Origin of the sequence: Mycolicibacterium brisbanense (assembly GCF_001570425.1) — a bacterium.
Lineage (GTDB): Bacteria > Actinomycetota > Actinomycetes > Mycobacteriales > Mycobacteriaceae > Mycobacterium > Mycobacterium brisbanense.
Genome location: NZ_BCSX01000040.1, coordinates 238,394 through 253,027 on the forward strand (window position 1 = coordinate 238,394; position 14,634 = coordinate 253,027).

15 protein-coding genes are annotated in these 14,634 nt (G+C 68.2%); 5 read left to right on the forward strand and 10 right to left on the reverse strand.

Annotation, left to right across the window (positions count from 1 at the left end; all coding sequences use genetic code 11):
• Nucleotides 1–2: 2 nt before the first annotated feature.
• The 4 genes from RMCB_RS23735 to RMCB_RS23750 all read right to left on the reverse strand — a co-directional run bounded on the left by RMCB_RS23735 (nt 3) and on the right by RMCB_RS23750 (nt 4,030).
• Nucleotides 3–1,598, reverse strand: a complete 1,596-nt coding sequence (locus tag RMCB_RS23735) for an ABC transporter permease (RefSeq protein ID WP_062830719.1) — start codon at nt 1,596–1,598, stop codon at nt 3–5.
• Nucleotides 1,595–2,491: an ABC transporter ATP-binding protein gene (locus RMCB_RS23740; RefSeq protein ID WP_036422250.1), complete on the reverse strand. Its 897-nt coding sequence runs from the start codon at nt 2,489–2,491 to the stop codon at nt 1,595–1,597. Before RMCB_RS23740 ends, RMCB_RS23735 begins: the two co-directional genes overlap by 4 nt.
• 2 nt (nt 2,492–2,493) lie before the next feature.
• Complete coding sequence (locus tag RMCB_RS23745; RefSeq protein ID WP_062830720.1) at nt 2,494–3,174, reverse strand: TetR/AcrR family transcriptional regulator; 681 nt, start codon at nt 3,172–3,174, stop codon at nt 2,494–2,496.
• A gap of 190 nt (nt 3,175–3,364) precedes the next feature.
• Entirely contained in the window at nt 3,365–4,030 is a 666-nt protein-coding gene (locus RMCB_RS23750) for an O-methyltransferase (protein ID WP_029366580.1), read from the reverse strand.
• A 175-nt stretch (nt 4,031–4,205) separates the two neighbouring features.
• On the opposite strand from RMCB_RS23750, the gene sigE reads away from it, so the two are divergent.
• The 4 genes from sigE (at nt 4,206) to tatB (ending at nt 7,425) form a co-directional block, all read left to right on the forward strand.
• Nucleotides 4,206–4,970: an RNA polymerase sigma factor SigE gene (gene sigE, locus RMCB_RS23755; RefSeq protein WP_029366581.1), complete on the forward strand. Its 765-nt coding sequence runs from the start codon at nt 4,206–4,208 to the stop codon at nt 4,968–4,970.
• A gap of 78 nt (nt 4,971–5,048) precedes the next feature.
• Nucleotides 5,049–5,447, forward strand: coding sequence for an anti-sigma E factor RseA (gene rseA, locus RMCB_RS23760; RefSeq protein WP_029366583.1), 399 nt, complete (start codon nt 5,049–5,051; stop codon nt 5,445–5,447).
• A 79-nt stretch (nt 5,448–5,526) separates the two neighbouring features.
• On the forward strand, nt 5,527–7,020 hold the full coding sequence (gene htrA, locus RMCB_RS23765; protein WP_029366586.1) for a serine protease HtrA: 1,494 nt from the start codon (nt 5,527–5,529) through the stop codon (nt 7,018–7,020).
• A 3-nt stretch (nt 7,021–7,023) separates the two neighbouring features.
• Nucleotides 7,024–7,425 carry a Sec-independent protein translocase protein TatB gene (gene tatB, locus RMCB_RS23770; RefSeq protein WP_029366587.1) on the forward strand — a complete coding sequence of 134 codons (402 nt, stop codon included), beginning with the start codon at nt 7,024–7,026 and terminating at the stop codon, nt 7,423–7,425.
• 936 nt (nt 7,426–8,361) lie between these two features.
• On the opposite strand, the gene RMCB_RS23780 is transcribed toward tatB, so the two are convergent.
• Genes RMCB_RS23780 through RMCB_RS23795 form a run of 4 tightly spaced genes read right to left on the reverse strand, consistent with a single transcriptional unit; the run spans nt 8,362 to nt 12,782 of the window.
• Nucleotides 8,362–9,504: an Mrp/NBP35 family ATP-binding protein gene (locus RMCB_RS23780; RefSeq protein WP_062830721.1), complete on the reverse strand. Its 1,143-nt coding sequence runs from the start codon at nt 9,502–9,504 to the stop codon at nt 8,362–8,364.
• A 44-nt stretch (nt 9,505–9,548) separates the two neighbouring features.
• A complete protein-coding gene (locus RMCB_RS23785) occupies nt 9,549–10,856 on the reverse strand; it encodes a lytic transglycosylase domain-containing protein (protein WP_084388588.1) in 1,308 nt (435 codons plus the stop codon).
• 58 nt (nt 10,857–10,914) lie between these two features.
• Complete coding sequence (locus RMCB_RS23790; RefSeq protein ID WP_062830722.1) at nt 10,915–11,499, reverse strand: DUF1003 domain-containing protein; 585 nt, start codon at nt 11,497–11,499, stop codon at nt 10,915–10,917.
• Complete coding sequence (locus RMCB_RS23795; RefSeq protein ID WP_029366597.1) at nt 11,496–12,782, reverse strand: magnesium transporter MgtE N-terminal domain-containing protein; 1,287 nt, start codon at nt 12,780–12,782, stop codon at nt 11,496–11,498. The genes RMCB_RS23790 and RMCB_RS23795 overlap by 4 nt, the downstream gene beginning before the upstream one ends.
• 25 nt (nt 12,783–12,807) lie before the next feature.
• Between RMCB_RS23795 and RMCB_RS23800 the strand changes: the two genes are divergently transcribed.
• Nucleotides 12,808–13,764: an HpcH/HpaI aldolase/citrate lyase family protein gene (locus RMCB_RS23800; protein WP_109784403.1), complete on the forward strand. Its 957-nt coding sequence runs from the start codon at nt 12,808–12,810 to the stop codon at nt 13,762–13,764.
• A gap of 1 nt (nt 13,765) precedes the next feature.
• Here the strand turns inward: RMCB_RS23800 and RMCB_RS23805 are convergent, their stop codons facing one another.
• Entirely contained in the window at nt 13,766–14,230 is a 465-nt protein-coding gene (locus RMCB_RS23805) for a DUF4190 domain-containing protein (protein WP_084388589.1), read from the reverse strand.
• Nucleotide 14,231: 1 nt separating this feature from the next.
• The coding region (locus RMCB_RS23810; RefSeq protein WP_131805569.1) for a DUF4190 domain-containing protein at nt 14,232–14,634 on the reverse strand (403 nt) is incomplete at its 5' end.

The window sequence follows — 14,634 nt, forward strand, 5'->3', positions numbered from 1 at the left end:
TGCTACACGGCATCGCGGTTGCGGTAGACCCACCCAGCGATGAGCGTCAAAGTTGCTGCGGCGATGAGCATCACCGCCAACGCGGTGAGCGGCACGTGGCTGGGTATGGTGGTCCGGCCGACGGGCGAGAGCTGCAACAGCCAGTGGGGGAGCCTCAGCAGCGCACCGAGATACAGCGCGACGATGACGAAAGTGACTGCCAGCCAACCGATCCAGGGCCGCCGCAAGGCAACCGCGAGAGCCGCGACGCCGGCCAGCACTGCCATGGCGGGTACGAATCCCAGTCCGGCCAACGTGAGCCGGGCGATGGTGGCGGGTTCACCGAGCGTCACGCCTGCGCCCAATCCATTGCCCAAGCCGGCCAGCAACATCAGCACCGCCGATCCGAGCACGGCCGAAGCCACCGCCTCGAGCAGCCAGCGCCACCGCGACGTCGCGCCCGCCAGGACCGCTTCACCCAGGCCGGCCTGCTCGTCGCTGTACACCCGCAGAACGGCCGAGACCACGTAGGCCGACGTCGCCGCGGCCAGGAACTGCGTCATGGTGGTGTACACCCCGTCGTTGCCCTGGGCGTCCAGCACCCGGGCGATCAGCTCATTGGTGCGCGCCGCGTCCAACAGCGATTTCGTCATCGAACCGAACGCCAGCCCGGCCAGGAACAACCCCACGCCCCAACCGATGGTCGGGCCGCGCTGCAGGGTCAGATGCAGCACGAAGGGGCCGGAAATCCGATGGGCATTCACTCGTTCACCGGTGGATGGCAGATTGCCGTCGTCGTACTGCCGTCGGGTCTCCAACGCCGCCGCGAGCAGCATCAGTGCCACCGCGAGCGCCACAAGCATCGCCAGGGGCCACCAGCGCAGTTCCACGAACGACCGCATCTGCTGGGCCCAGGCGATGGGCGAGAACCAGCTCAGTGCGCTGCCGGAGGAATTGATGACATCGCCGACACCGCGCACCAGTGCGGCCAGGGCCAGTGCGCCCATCGCGGCGCCGCTGGCGGTACGGGCCTGTCGCCACAGTTGCGCAGTGACGGCGGCGACCGCGCCGAACACCATCGCGACACCGGTGATGCCCAGACACATGGCGGCTGTGTCGACGACCGCGAACCCGGTCGCGACCATCCCCACGGTCATGGTGACCGCCAGCACCGCATTGACCGCGCCGATCAGCGCCAGCGCGGCAAAGGTGCGGGCGTGCCTGCCGACCACCGAGGACAGCACGAGTTCGGCGGCGCCGCTTTCCTCCTCGGCACGGGTGTGGCGAATCACCGTGGAGATGGCCAGAATCGAGGTGGCGATGATCAGGGTGAGCATCAGCTCGTTGGCCATCATCACGCCGAGATCGGTCTCGTTGCGGCCGAACATCGGACCGCCGAGCATGGTGCCCGCGGGTGTCTTGAGCAGTTCGACACGCGACAAGCGTTGCTGTTCTTCGGGATAGGCCAACTTGATGGCGTTGGGTGCGTAGACCATCATCAGCGTCACGACGGCGATCCAGACGCTGAGTCGCACCCGGTCGCGACGGACCGCCAGCCGCAGCAGGTCGGCGGTTCCGGCGAACGATGGCCTCGCCGCGAGCATGGGGGCGGTGGTCATGACGACACCCGCTGGTACTCGCGCAGGAACAGATCTTCCAGCGACGCCGGCGTCACCGACAGGTCCCGGATGCCGAGATCGGCCAGCTCTGCCATGGTCCGGTCGAGGTCGGTGCGGTCGACCGAGAAGCGGTAGTGGCCATCGGCGATCGAGAAGTCGTGTACGAACGGCATCCGTTGCAGCACTTGGCCGTCGGTGCTTGTGCGCACCTGCACCGTGGTCTGCATGAGGTGCCGCAGCTGGCTGAGTGTGCCGGACCGCACGGTGCGGCCTGCGCGGATGATGGTCACGCTGTCGCACAGCTTCTCCACCTCGGCGAGAATGTGGCTCGACAGCAGCACCGCGGCGCCGCGCGCCGATACCTCGCTGACGCACTGCTGAAAAGCCTTCTCCATCAACGGGTCGAGCCCCGACGTGGGTTCGTCGAGTATGTAGAGCTCGGCGTTGGTGCTGAAGGCCGCGACGATCGCAACCTTCTGTCGATTGCCCTTGGAGTAGGTCCTGGCCTTCTTGTGCGGATCCAGCTCGAAGCGTTCGATGAGCTGATCGCGCCTGCGGGTGTCGATGTTGTTGCCGCGCAGTCCGGTCAGAAAGTCGATGACCTGCATGCCGGTCAGATTGGGCCACAACGTCACATCGCCTGGCACGTAGGCGATCCTGCGATGCAGGGCAACGGCGTCGTGCCAGGGATCGCCGCCGAGCAGGCGGACGGTTCCACCGTCGGCGCGCAGCAGGCCGAGCAGCACCCTGATGGTGGTGGACTTGCCTGCGCCGTTGGGTCCGAGGAAGCCGGTGACAGCGCCTGGCGGCACACTCAGGTTGAGTCCGTCGAGTGCCTTGGTGCGTCCGAAAGACTTTGACAGTCCGTGGATTTCGATTGCTGCTTCAGACATGGTCAGGCTCCTTCCGGTCGGATCGCTGCTTCCGCGTCCGGGCCGCTGAACGGAATGCCCTTTTCGCGCTGGGCCAGGAACGCGTCGTACATGGTGGAATCGGCCATCAGGCCGTTGGTGTAGATCTCGAGCGCGGGCAACACCATGTCTTCGCCGTAGTCGTGCAGGACTGTGCGCAGATCCGTTGGGTTTTCGTGCATCTGGATGTACAGCAGGAACGCGCCGCCGCCGCAGATCGCCAGATAGCGGGCCCGTGCCTTGGGGTCCCGGCTCGGCTTGAGCACACCGGTGCGCACGCCCTCCTCGAGGTACTGCTCGGCGTTCTCAAGCATCGTGCGCCAGAACGACTTTGCCAGGTCGCTGCCGGACTGCATGCTGCGTACCAGGTAGGCGACCAGGGGTGCGAACGACTCGATCTCGGACATCTGGGCGAGCCAACTCGCGGGGTCGGTGGTCTGCATCGACTCCGACTTGGCATCGCGGATGACTTCGGCCACATAGGCATCGCAGGACTTGCGCAGGCCGTCCTTGGAGCCGAAGTGGTGAATCACCAAGGCTGCACTCACGCCGGCGGCTTCGGCGATGGTGCGTAGGCCCACACTGAATCCGTGTTGGCCGAACTGGTCGATCGCGGCGTCGCGGATTCTCGCCGTGGTCGTTCTATCTTCATCGACTGAACGCATGTTTAGTACGCTAAACACGCGTTCAGTGCAGCGTCAAGGGGTGGCCCGTCAGGAATCCGTAAAAATGCCGAATAGGCGCGAGCAGTCACGGCGGTACGCCAAACGCGGCGTGTCGCGTACCGGGGCGTCTGCTCGGCGGGAAAAGTGCCCCGGGAGCAGGTGCGGCGGGAGAAGGTGCGGCGGGAGAGGGCTAGTCGCGGACGGCGGCGAGCAGGCCGTCACCGAGGGGTATGAGCACGGGAGTGAGCCGCTCGTCTTCGGCGATGAGCCGGGCGGCTTCCCGCACTGCGGTCACCTCGGCGTCGCGCGCGGTGGCGTCGCCGGCGCGGCCGCCGAGCGCGGCCCGGTGCACCACGATGGCGCCGCCTTCCCGCAGCAGTCGGACCCCTTCGGTCACGAACTGCGGCTGGTCGACCGGGTCGGCGTCGACGAACACCAGGTCGTAGGACTCGTCGGCGAGCCGGGTCAGTACGTCTTGGGCGCGCCCGCTGATCAGCCGGGTCCGTCCCGGCCCCACCCCGGCTTCGCTGAACCCCTGCTTGGCGATCCGCAGATGCTCGGGCTCGACGTCGATGGTCGTGAGCACGCCGTCGTCGCGCATGCCCGAGAGCAGCCACAGCCCGCTGACCCCGGCGCCGGTGCCCACCTCCACCACGGCTCGGCCGCCGGTGAGCCGCGCCAGCACGCTCAACAGTGCGCCGACCGCCGGGGTGACGGCCCCGGCGCCGATGTCGACGGCGCGTTCGCGGGCGGCTGCCACGATCGAATCCTCGGAAATCGACCGTTCGGCGTGCGTCACGATCGCCTCGGCGTGGCTGGGGTGCGCCTGACCCTGAGTCTCGTCGGAGCTGACCATGCCCGCAGCGTAGGCCAGTAGCCACCGCGGCCGTCGCGACACGCCCGCGCCGGGCGGCGATTCCGGCAGGAAATCAGGTGATTTGCGCAGGTTGTGACGCATATCGCTGGGATTCTCAGGGAAAGTTAAGTTTGCTCATATGCCCGCCTCACCGGCATGGGGAACGGTAACTCGCATGGAACACGGCCGTCTCCCGCGCTCTGTGGAGCGGACTTGGAATAACGACATTGGCCCGCGTGTTAGCTCTCATGAGGTCTGTGACCAGGAGGAACCGACGACCATCGCATCTCAGTCGATCAGCACATCCCAGCCCGCCCCGGTGACCATGTCCCACCTGGAGCAGTACACCGAAGACGAGTGGGTTCAGCCATCCGACGAACTGACCGGCACCGCCGTTTTCGACGCGACCGGCGACCAGGCTGCCATGCCGTCCTGGGACGAGCTGGTGCGCCAACACGCCGACCGGGTGTACAGGCTGGCCTATCGCCTGTCCGGCAACCAGCACGACGCCGAGGACCTGACTCAGGAAACCTTCATTCGCGTGTTCCGGTCGCTGCAGAACTATCAGCCCGGCACGTTCGAGGGCTGGCTCCACCGCATCACCACAAACCTCTTCCTGGACATGGTGCGGCGCCGCGGGCGCATCCGGATGGAAGCGCTGCCGGAGGACTACGACCGCGTGCCTGCCGACGACCCCAACCCCGAGCAGATCTACCACGACTCGCGTTTGGGCGCTGACCTGCAGGCCGCGCTGGACTCGCTGGCTCCCGAGTTCCGTGCCGCCGTGGTGTTGTGCGACATCGAGGGTCTGTCCTACGAGGAGATCGGCGCGACGCTGGACGTCAAGCTGGGCACTGTGCGTAGCCGTATTCACCGGGGCCGCCAGGCGCTGCGTGACTATCTCGCCAAACACTCTCCGGAAACTGCTCAGTCCGCCTGAGCTGTCATGAGTGCCTCGGGCCGGGTCCCGCGCTACATTCACTAATGAGGTTCAAATGTGCCCGAGAGGAGCTGGGTGATGGTCGACCCGGGACACGTGTTCCGTCGCGCATTCTCCTGGCTGCCTGCGCAATTTGCGTCCCAGAGCGATGCGCCGGTGGGCGCGCCGCGTCAGTTCGGATCCACTGAGCACCTGTCGACCGAGGCCATCGCGGCCTTCGTGGACGGCGAGCTGCGGATGACCGCGCACCTGCGGGCCGCACACCATCTTTCGCTGTGTCCCGACTGCGCGGCCGAGGTGGACGCTCAGGGGCAGGCCCGCGCGGCATTGCGAGACTCGTGCCCGATCTCAATTCCCCACAGCTTGCTGGGCATGTTGTCGCAGATACCGCACCACGCGCCGCATCAGGCCGCCGAATGGCCGAACCAGGGCGAGTTTGCTGACGACCCGAATCGGGCGCGGCGTAAGCGCCGGTAGGCTAGAACAACACGCGAGCTAGTGTCCCGCGCAGGCTGTCTGGCCGCAGCGGGCGCTCCGATCAGAGAGTGATACACCGTTGACCGACCAGGATCAGCCCGGCGAGAACGACCGCTTGGCGCCCCGTGCTGTTCAGCGGCCACCCGTCGACCCGGCATCGCAGCGTGCATTCGGGCGGCCGGCCGGCGTCGACGGATCGTTCCTCGGTGCCGAGAAATATGCGGACCAGGGCGAGTACACGCCCAGGGACCAGGCCCCGGATCCGGTGTTGGCCGAGGCCTTCGGGCGCACCGGCGAGTACTCCCTGCAGCGCCACCCCGCCGATGCGGGAGCTCTGGCGGCCGAGCGGGACGGTGACGGCGAGGACGAGGTCGCCGACCCGTGGCGAGATCCGGCTGCCGCCGTTGCCCTCGGCACTCCGGCCCGGCCGCCGACGCCGCACCCGGTCAGCACCGAACCGGTCACCAAGCTGGGCTTGCGCGATGTGCTGTTCGGCCGCAGGGTCTCCGTACTCGCCTTGGTCACGCTCGGGCTGATCGCCCTGCTGGTCGGCGTGTTCGGCGGCGTCGTGGGCCGCATGACGGCCGAGACCGTGCAGGCGTTCACCACGTCGAAGGTGACACTGGAGACCGGCAACAACCCGGAGCCGCCCGCGGGCCGGTTCGCGACCGTCGCCGCCGCGGTGGCCGACTCCGTCGTCACCATCGAGGCCAAGGGCAAAACCGAGGGCTCGCAGGGCTCGGGTGTGGTGATCGACAAGTCCGGCTTCATCGTCACCAACAATCACGTGATCTCCGACGCCGCAGCCAAGCCTGCCGATTACCAGCTCAGCGTGGTTTTCAACGACGGCACCGTCGTCCCGGCCCGCTTGATCGGCCGCGATCCCAAGACTGACGTCGCGGTGCTCAAGGTCGACAATGTCGACCACCTCAGCGTGGCCCGCATGGGCGATTCGGAGAAGCTGCAGGTCGGTCAGGAAGTGATCGCCGCGGGTGCCCCGCTCGGCCTGCGCAGCACCGTCACGCACGGCATCATCAGCGCGCTGCACCGCCCCGTGCCGTTGTCCGGCGAAGGCTCCGACACCGACACCGTGATCGACGGCGTGCAGACCGACGCCTCGATCAACCACGGCAACTCCGGTGGGCCGCTGATCAACATGGACTCCGAGGTCATCGGGATCAACACCGCAGGAAAGTCGTTGTCGGACAGCGCGAGTGGTCTGGGCTTCGCCATCCCGGTCAACGAGGTCAAGCGGGTGGCCGAGAAGCTCATCCAGGACGGCAAGATCGTGCACCCGTCGCTGGGGCTGACGGCCGTGTCGGTGAGCAACAGCGTGGCGTCGGGCGCCAAGGTCAGCGATGTGAGCCCGGGCAGTCCCGCCGAGAAGGCCGGCATTCTGGAGAACGACGTCGTCGTCAAGATCGGCGATCGCAAGGTGGCCGACGGTGACGAGTTCGTGGTCGCGGTGCGTCAGCTCAACGTCGGTCAGGAAGTTCCCATCGAGGTGGTCCGCGAAGGTCGTCCGCTGACCCTGATGATCACGCCCATCGGCGACGACCAAAAAAAGCAGTAAATCGTGTTCGCCAACATCGGGTGGGGCGAGATGCTCGTGCTGGTGATCGCCGGCCTGGTGATCCTCGGCCCCGAACGGCTACCCGGTGCGATCCGGTGGACCTCCGGCGCACTGCGCCAGGTCCGTGACTACGTCAGCGGCGCCACCAGCCAGCTGCGCGAAGACCTGGGCCCGGAGTTCGAGGACCTGCGCGAGCCGCTCGCCGAACTGCAGAAGCTGCGGGGCATGACACCGCGCGCTGCCATCACCAAGCATCTGCTCGAAGGCGACGACTCGTTCCTCACGGGGAAATTCGACGAGAAGCAGGCGCAGGAGCTGGCACAACAGCCGCCGACGGTGACCCCGCCGCCGACGCCGCCGCAGCAGAAGCCGACCGGGACGGTGTTCGACCCGGACGCCACCTGAGCGTCGACGCGTCGGCGCCGCGTTCTTCGAGCGAGACCACCCAGTACCGCAGGCCCAGCGCCCATCCCACGAACACGGCCAACGCCAGCAGATTGGCCGGGATCAGCCGCGGGTCGTCGTAGGCCGCCACCACCACGAGGACGGCGACCGCCGCGGTCAGCACGACCCATAGGGCGAAGACGATGCGGGCGATCATCGCCGCAGGCCGCCGCAGCCGGTACAGCACCAGCGCGCTGCGCACAGTGAGCCGCTGATCGGCCGCCTCGGCATCAGAGGCCTCCACCCGCATGGCGGCGAAGCGAAATGCGAGGGCAAACAATGTCGTGATCGCGACGGCAAGGACGTCGCCATAGACGAAACCGCCGGAAAAGTAGTCGGCGACGCCGAGCGTGTCGGTGCGTCCGAATGCCGAAGCCAGCGCCGAGCTGACGTTTTGGGCAACGATGCCGAGGCTGAACCAGTAGAACGCTCGAAGGATGCGCGCCGGGCGCCGCCGCATCGGGTAGGCAAGCAGCAGGCGACGCAGCGTGACCGACGGCTTCTTCTCGACGGGCGGCGGCTCGGACCTGGTGACCAGCGTCGAGGCCTCCGCCAGCCAACTCTGCGCCTGTTCGGCCGCGCGTTGCTGAGCTTCGGGCGAGTCGGCGACCAGCTTGCTGGCATTCCACCACTCGGAGGCGAACGCCACCTGCCTGCTGGCATCGTCGAAGGCCAGCTTGCGGCTCCCGGCCTGGGTCCGGCGTTCCCGCCAGTCTCCGACCATCAGTGCGACGATGCCGATTCCGGCGGTGATGACGGGAGTCAGCACGGTCAGCGCAATGCGTATGACCTGGTCCGTATCCATCGCGCCTCGATCCACACGGCGGCCGCTGCGAGAACAGGCGTTAATAATGCCATTCCGGCGCGGCCGTCGAGGCCGTAAGCCCGACGACGGGTCTAGCGGCCTGCCGGGTCGAGGCCCAGCGACATGCCCGCCAGCCCGCGTTTGCGGCTGGTGAGCGCATCGGCGACTTTGCTCAGCTCCTGAGCGGCAGGCGAGTCCGGTGCGGACAGCACCAGCGGAACACCCTCGTCGCCCGCGGACACCAGCGCCGGATCGATCGGGACCTGACCCAGCAGCGGCACCTCGGCTCCGACCGTGCGGGTCAGCGAATCGGCCACCTGGCGGCCGCCGCCCTCGCCGAACAGCTGCAGCGTCGTACCATCGGGCAACACCATGCCGGACATGTTCTCCACGACTCCGGCGATGCGCTGCCGGGTCTGCACCGCGATGGCGCCCGCACGCTCGGCGACCTCGGCGGCCGCGGCTTGGGGAGTGGTCACCACGAGGATCTCCGCACCGGGGATCAGCTGTGCCACCGAGATCGCGACGTCGCCGGTGCCCGGCGGCAGATCGAGCAGCAGCACGTCGAGATCGCCCCAGTACACGTCGGCGAGGAACTGCTGCAGTGCGCGGTGCAGCATGGGGCCACGCCACACCACAGGCGTGTTGCCCTGCGTGAACATCGCGATCGAGATGACCTTCACGTCGTGGGCGACGGGCGGCAGGATCATCGAGTCGACCTGGGTGGGCCGATCGGCTGTGCCCATCATCCGCGGCACGGAGTGCCCGTAGATGTCGGCGTCGAGCAGGCCGACGGACAGGCCGCGTGCGGCCAGCGCCGCGGCCAGGTTCACGGTCACGCTCGACTTGCCGACGCCACCCTTGCCCGACGCGACGGCGTACACCCGCGTCAGCGAACCCGACTGGGCGAACGGGATCACCGGCTCGCGCGAATCGCCGCGGAGCTGCTTGCGCAGTTCGGCGCGCTGCTCGTCGTTCATCACGTCGAGGCTGACCTTGACCGAGCCGGTACCGGGCACGTCGGTGACGGCCTTGGACACCAGATCGGCGATCTCGTTCTTCTTCGGGCAGGCCGCAGTGGTCAGGTAGATCTCCACGTGAACCCCGCTGTCGGGTTCGATCGTGATGTTCTTGACCATGCCGAGATCGGTGATCGGTCGCCGGAGTTCGGGATCGATCACTTTGGTCAAGGCAGCGCGAACCGCGGCGGGCAGCTCTGTGGCAGATTCGGACATCACCGCAGATTCTACGGCGGTGTCCGATCGAGCCGGTCCCGGCGTCAGGCCGGGCCCGGGGCAGGCCCCGGTGCCGGGCCGGGAGCAGGCCCAGGCGCGGGGCCGAGCGCGGGCCCGGGCACAGGTCCAGGGGCCGGAGTGGGCGCCGGGGCCGCGGGCGGCGGCGTGTCACTGAGGCAGAACACCACGCAGGTGGGCGGTGGCGGCGGCGGCTGCTCCCACGGCGGAACCCATGGCGGCGGTGCGGTCGGCGTCGGCGACGGCATGGCCTGTGCGGGCCCGGGCAGCGGGCCCAGCACCTGTCCCGGCGCGAAGCCGGGAACGTTGGCGCCGGTCAGCTGGGCTGCGGCATCGCCACCGCCCAGCACAGGGATGAGCGCCATCGGGTCACCGGGCGGCAGGCCGGTGGCATTCATGGGCAATCCGGGGCCGAGACCTTCGGGGTTGTCCAGATGCGCATCGCCGATGGGCGGGATGGATCCGGTGATCGGGGGCAGATTGACCGGTACCACGCCGGTCGCATACGCCGCCGCCCAGCCCATGACGTTCTGGGCATAAGCGACGGAGTTGTTGTACCGCAGGATCGCCGTCATGACCTGAGAGGAATCCCGCAGATTGAGCCCGCCCGAGCACAGATACCGTGCGGCGGCCAGCGACGCGTCGAAGACGTTCTGCACGTCGGCCTTGCCGTCACCGTCTCCGTCGGACGCGTACCGGGCCCAGGTTCCGGGCAGGAACTGCATGGGTCCCATGGCCCTGGCGTAGGTGACCCGGCCTGCCTGGGCGCTCTGCACGATCACCTCGTTGCCGGGCAGGGTGCCGTCCAGCGCAGGCCCGTAGATCGGGCGTACCGCGGTTCCGCGGACGTCCGTTGCGCCGCCGTTCGCGTGCCCGGACTCGATCCGGCCGATGCCTGCCAGCAGGTTCCAGCTGATGCCGCAGCCGGGCGCGGCCGCCGCCATCATCCGCTCGGCATTGCGATAGGCGGCCAGTGCGATCGATGGAATGCCAAGGGTCCCTGGGGAATTCACAATCATCGCGGGCGGGGGAGCCGACACTGTCGCGGTGGCGATGTGGAACATGGTCGGCGCTTTCGCCGCGGCGACCACCGCGGGCCCGGATTGGTCGGGCGACGGTTCGACGGCGGCCAGCGGCGTGACCGCGGCATCGCTGACGTTGCTGGCCGGTACCGGCCCGGACGCCCCTACGGCGCCGGCCAGGATGATCGGGGAGAGCGCCGCCACGCCGAGAATCCCGCGCCCACGGGGGCTGGACAGCACGTCGGCATGGGCGAGCCGACCAAGTCGGCGTCGAGCGGCGACTACGAAAGCCGCACCTCCCCCTACGCGCACTTAACCGTCCTGACGTCGTTTTCAGCCGACAAAAAGCGTGTGAACGAAGTCACCATAACTAATCCGGTTGCTCTTGTTGCGACAATGGTTCACTGACGTCGGCGTCACTGGCTTTGGCGGCGCGCCCTGAGTCATCGCCTTTGCCGGACCGACCACCGCGTTTCGTGCGTTTCTGCAATCCGCTGATCGCCTCGTGGAGTTCTTCCAATTCGCGGCGCAGATAGTCTCGGGTCGCGACTTCGCCGACCGCGAGCCGCAGCGCGGCCAGTTCCCGCGCCAGATATTCGGTGTCGGCCTTGGTCTGCTCGGCGCGCCTGCGGTCCTCCTCAAGAGCCACGCGGTCGCGGTTCTCCTGCCGGTTCTGCGCCAGCAGGATCAGCGGTGCCGCGTAGGCCGCCTGCGTCGAGAACGCCAGGTTGAGCAGGATGAACGGGTACGGGTCCCACTGCAGCTTGATGGAGACCAGGTTCAGCGCGATCCAGACAACCACGATGATCGTCTGGATGGCCAGGTAACGCCCGGTGCCCAGAAACCGGGCGATGGATTCGCTGAACCGGCCCACCGCCTCGACGTCGACGTGCAGCCCGAAGCCACGCGTGGCGCGGGGAGTGTCGAGCCGCTGCCGCGCCGACAGATCGCTCATGAGCCCGCCACCGGCAGCGCAGGCTCCTCGCGCTCACGCCAGTCGTCGGGGAGTAGGTGGTCGAGCAGATCGTCGACCGACACCGCGCCCAGCAAGTGATTCTCCTCATCGACGACCGGGCCGCAGACCAGGTTGTACGCGGCGAAGTACCGGGTGACCGCGGCCAGCGAGTCCCCGGGACCGAGGTTGGGCAGATCGGTGTCGACGATGCCGCTGACCAGCGCCGCGGGCGGCTCGCGCAGCAGCCGCTGCAGATGCACGCAGCCGAGGTACTGGCCGGTCGGCGTGGCCGTTGGTGCCCGGGCGACGAACGCCAGCGACGCCAGCGCAGGTGTCAGGTCCGGATCGCGCACCCGCGCCAGCGCTTCGGCGACCGTCGTGTCCGGGGCCAGCACCACCGGCTCCGAAGTCATCAGACCGCCGGCGGTGTCCGGTGAGTGCGACAGCAGCCGTCGCACGTCCTCGGAGTCCTCCGGGTCCATGCGACCCAGCAGTACCTCGGCGTCGGCGGGCGTCAGCGTGCCGAGCAGGTCCGCGGCGTCGTCAGGGTCCATCGCCTCGAGCACGTCGGCAGCGCGTTCGGTATTGAGCTGCTGCAGCGCCTGGGCCTGTTCGTCTTCGGGCAGCTCCTGCAGCACGTCAGCCAGGCGTTCGTCGTCGAGTGCGCGGAACAACTCGTAGCGGCGCTTGGCGGGCAGCTCACGCAGCGCCTCGGCGACCTCGACCGGCCGCTGGCCCTCGAACTGCTCCAGCAACGACGCCACGCCCTGATCGGGCATCGCCAGCCCCGACGGGGTCAACCCCTGCACGTTCTGCCAGTCGACCACGTGGATGTTGCTGCGGCGGCCCAGCCTGCGCTGTGGGCGCACCGCGACGCGCGTCACCATCCAGTCCCTGGTCCGGGTCTGCTCGATGCCGAGATCGGTTACCACCACGTCGATACCGGCAAGTTGCGGCAGGTCTGGATCGTCGACTCGGACCCGGGTCTCCACCACCTGGCCCAGCACCAGAACCTCACCGGGCCGCTGCGCGAAACGGCGCAGCGACACGCTGCCCGTCGCCAGGGTCACCGAGCCGGGCTCGATCGCGGTCACCCGCAGAATGGGGACGAAAATCCTTCTCCGCGTGAGCAATTCGACCACCAGGCCGAGCACCCTGGGCTGCTGGCGCACGATACTGATGCTGATCACCACATCGCGGACGCGACCGATGGACTCCCCGTCGGGGCCCAGCACGACCATCCCCGCCAGCCGGGCCGCGTAGACCCTGTTCACCGCCGCCATGAGTCAAAGGGTAGAGAGTGTGGTCGTGGACAACCTGTATCGGCCCCGTCGAACCTGTCTGTCGGTTCCCGGCAGCAGCGCAAAGATGATCGAGAAGGCCAAAACCCTGCCTGCCGACGAGGTGTTCCTGGACCTGGAAGACGCTGTCGCGCCCGACGCCAAGGCGCAGGCGCGCACCCAGGTGGCCGCTGCTCTGGCCTCCGACGGCTGGTCCGGGCAGCTGCGCGGCATCCGGGTCAACGACTGGACGACGCCGTGGACCTATGCCGACGTGATCGAGGTGGTAGCGGCAGCCGGAGCGGCACTGGACCTGATCGTGCTGCCCAAGGTGACCGAGGTGGCGCACGTCCAGGCGCTCGATCTGTTGCTCACCCAGTTGGAGACCACGCATCGTCTGCCGGTGGGCCGCATCGGCATCGAGGCGCAGCTCGAGAACGCACAGGGTCTGACCAACATCGACGCCATCGCGGCGGCGCCGCGGGTGCAGGCCCTGGTGTTGGGCCCCGGCGACATGGCGGCCAGTCTCAACATGCGCACGCTGGAGGTCGGCGGGCAGCCCGAGGGCTACGACATCGGCGACGCGCATCACCATGTGCTGATGCGGATCCTGATCGCCGCGCGGGCCCGGGGCATCAACGCGATCGACGGGCCGTACGTGAAGGTCCGCGACGTCGACGGGTTCCGGCGCGTGGCCGGCCGGTCGGCGGCGCTGGGCTACGACGGCAAATGGGTGCTGCATCCCGATCAGATCGTCGCCGGCAACGAGATCTTCAGCCCGCGTCAGGCTGATTACGATCACGCCGAACTGATCCTGGAGGCCTACGACTGGCACACGTCAGGGGCGGGTGGCGCCAGGGGAGCGGTGATGCTCGGCGACGAGATGATCGACGAAGCCAGCCGCAAGATGGCGCTCGTGGTCGCCGGTAAGGGCCGGGCGGCCGGGATGACGCGCCAGGGCGCGCGTTTCGAGCCGCCCCGCTGACTCAGCTGGTCCCGCTGATGGCGACCAACAGCACCATGAACACGACGTACAGGACGATGCCCGCGGTGATCAGCGCACCGATGATGACGGCGGCCAGCGCCAGCCCGTAGCCTTCCTGGCCCGTGCGTTTGGTCTCGCGCATGGCCATGATGCCCAGGATCACGCCGATGGGCGCGGGCAGGCAGACCACCAGGCCCAAGGCCGAACACACCAGTGCGCCGATCGCCATACCGCTCGTGCCGCGGTGCTGTGGGTAGCCGTACGACGGGTACGCCGGATATCCGGGCGGCGGTGCCGGATAGGCCTGCGGATAACCGACCGGCCCGGCCGGCGGCGTCGGATACAGCGGCGGTGGCAGTCCCGCATCGGCCGGATAGTCCAGCGGCGCAAGCGGATCCGTCGACGGCGAGTGCTCAAGGGGTGGATATTCCCTGCCGCCGAACGGCGGATCCGGCTGGTTGGTCACGTCAGTAGGTCGACGTCGAACTCGGCGACGCCGCGACGATGATGATGAACACCACGATGGCCAGCAGCGGCACCGCCACTCCGACCACGATGCCCGCGATGGCCATGCCGCGACCGCCCTGGCCGGACTGCTTGATCTGGTTGAGCGCGATGATGCCCATCACGATGCCTGCGATCGACGCCGCGAATCCGCTGAAGCAGAGGAACATCAGCGGCACCGAGAGCACCGAGGCGACCAGCGACCCGATGGCCAACGGGTTGTTGGTGCCGGGAGCAGGCCCTCCGTAGCCGCCGACCGGATACCCGTCGGGCCCGGGAAAGGCGGGTGCGCCGTACGGGGCTGCCGGCGGATAACCCGGCGGCGGGGGATACCCGGGTGCGCCGCCGTAGGGCGGGGGCGGGGGA

Excerpts from the sequence above, each read along its gene's own strand:
- RMCB_RS23750 (WP_029366580.1), bottom strand. The coding sequence starts at position 4,030 with ATGGTCAGCTCCGACGAGACTCAGGGTCAGGCGCACCCCAGCCACGCC.
- RMCB_RS23780 (WP_062830721.1), bottom strand. The coding sequence starts at position 9,504 with ATGTCCGAATCTGCCACAGAGCTGCCCGCCGCGGTTCGCGCTGCCTTG.
- RMCB_RS23795 (WP_029366597.1), bottom strand. The coding sequence starts at position 12,782 with ATGGCGGCGGTGAACAGGGTCTACGCGGCCCGGCTGGCGGGGATGGTC.
- RMCB_RS23745 (WP_062830720.1), bottom strand. The coding sequence starts at position 3,174 with ATGCGTTCAGTCGATGAAGATAGAACGACCACGGCGAGAATCCGCGAC.
- rseA (WP_029366583.1), top strand. The coding sequence starts at position 5,049 with ATGGTCGACCCGGGACACGTGTTCCGTCGCGCATTCTCCTGGCTGCCT.
- RMCB_RS23740 (WP_036422250.1), bottom strand. The coding sequence starts at position 2,491 with ATGTCTGAAGCAGCAATCGAAATCCACGGACTGTCAAAGTCTTTCGGA.
- RMCB_RS23735 (WP_062830719.1), bottom strand. The coding sequence starts at position 1,598 with ATGACCACCGCCCCCATGCTCGCGGCGAGGCCATCGTTCGCCGGAACC.
- sigE (WP_029366581.1), top strand. The coding sequence starts at position 4,206 with ATGGAACACGGCCGTCTCCCGCGCTCTGTGGAGCGGACTTGGAATAAC.
- RMCB_RS23790 (WP_062830722.1), bottom strand. The coding sequence starts at position 11,499 with ATGAGCGATCTGTCGGCGCGGCAGCGGCTCGACACTCCCCGCGCCACG.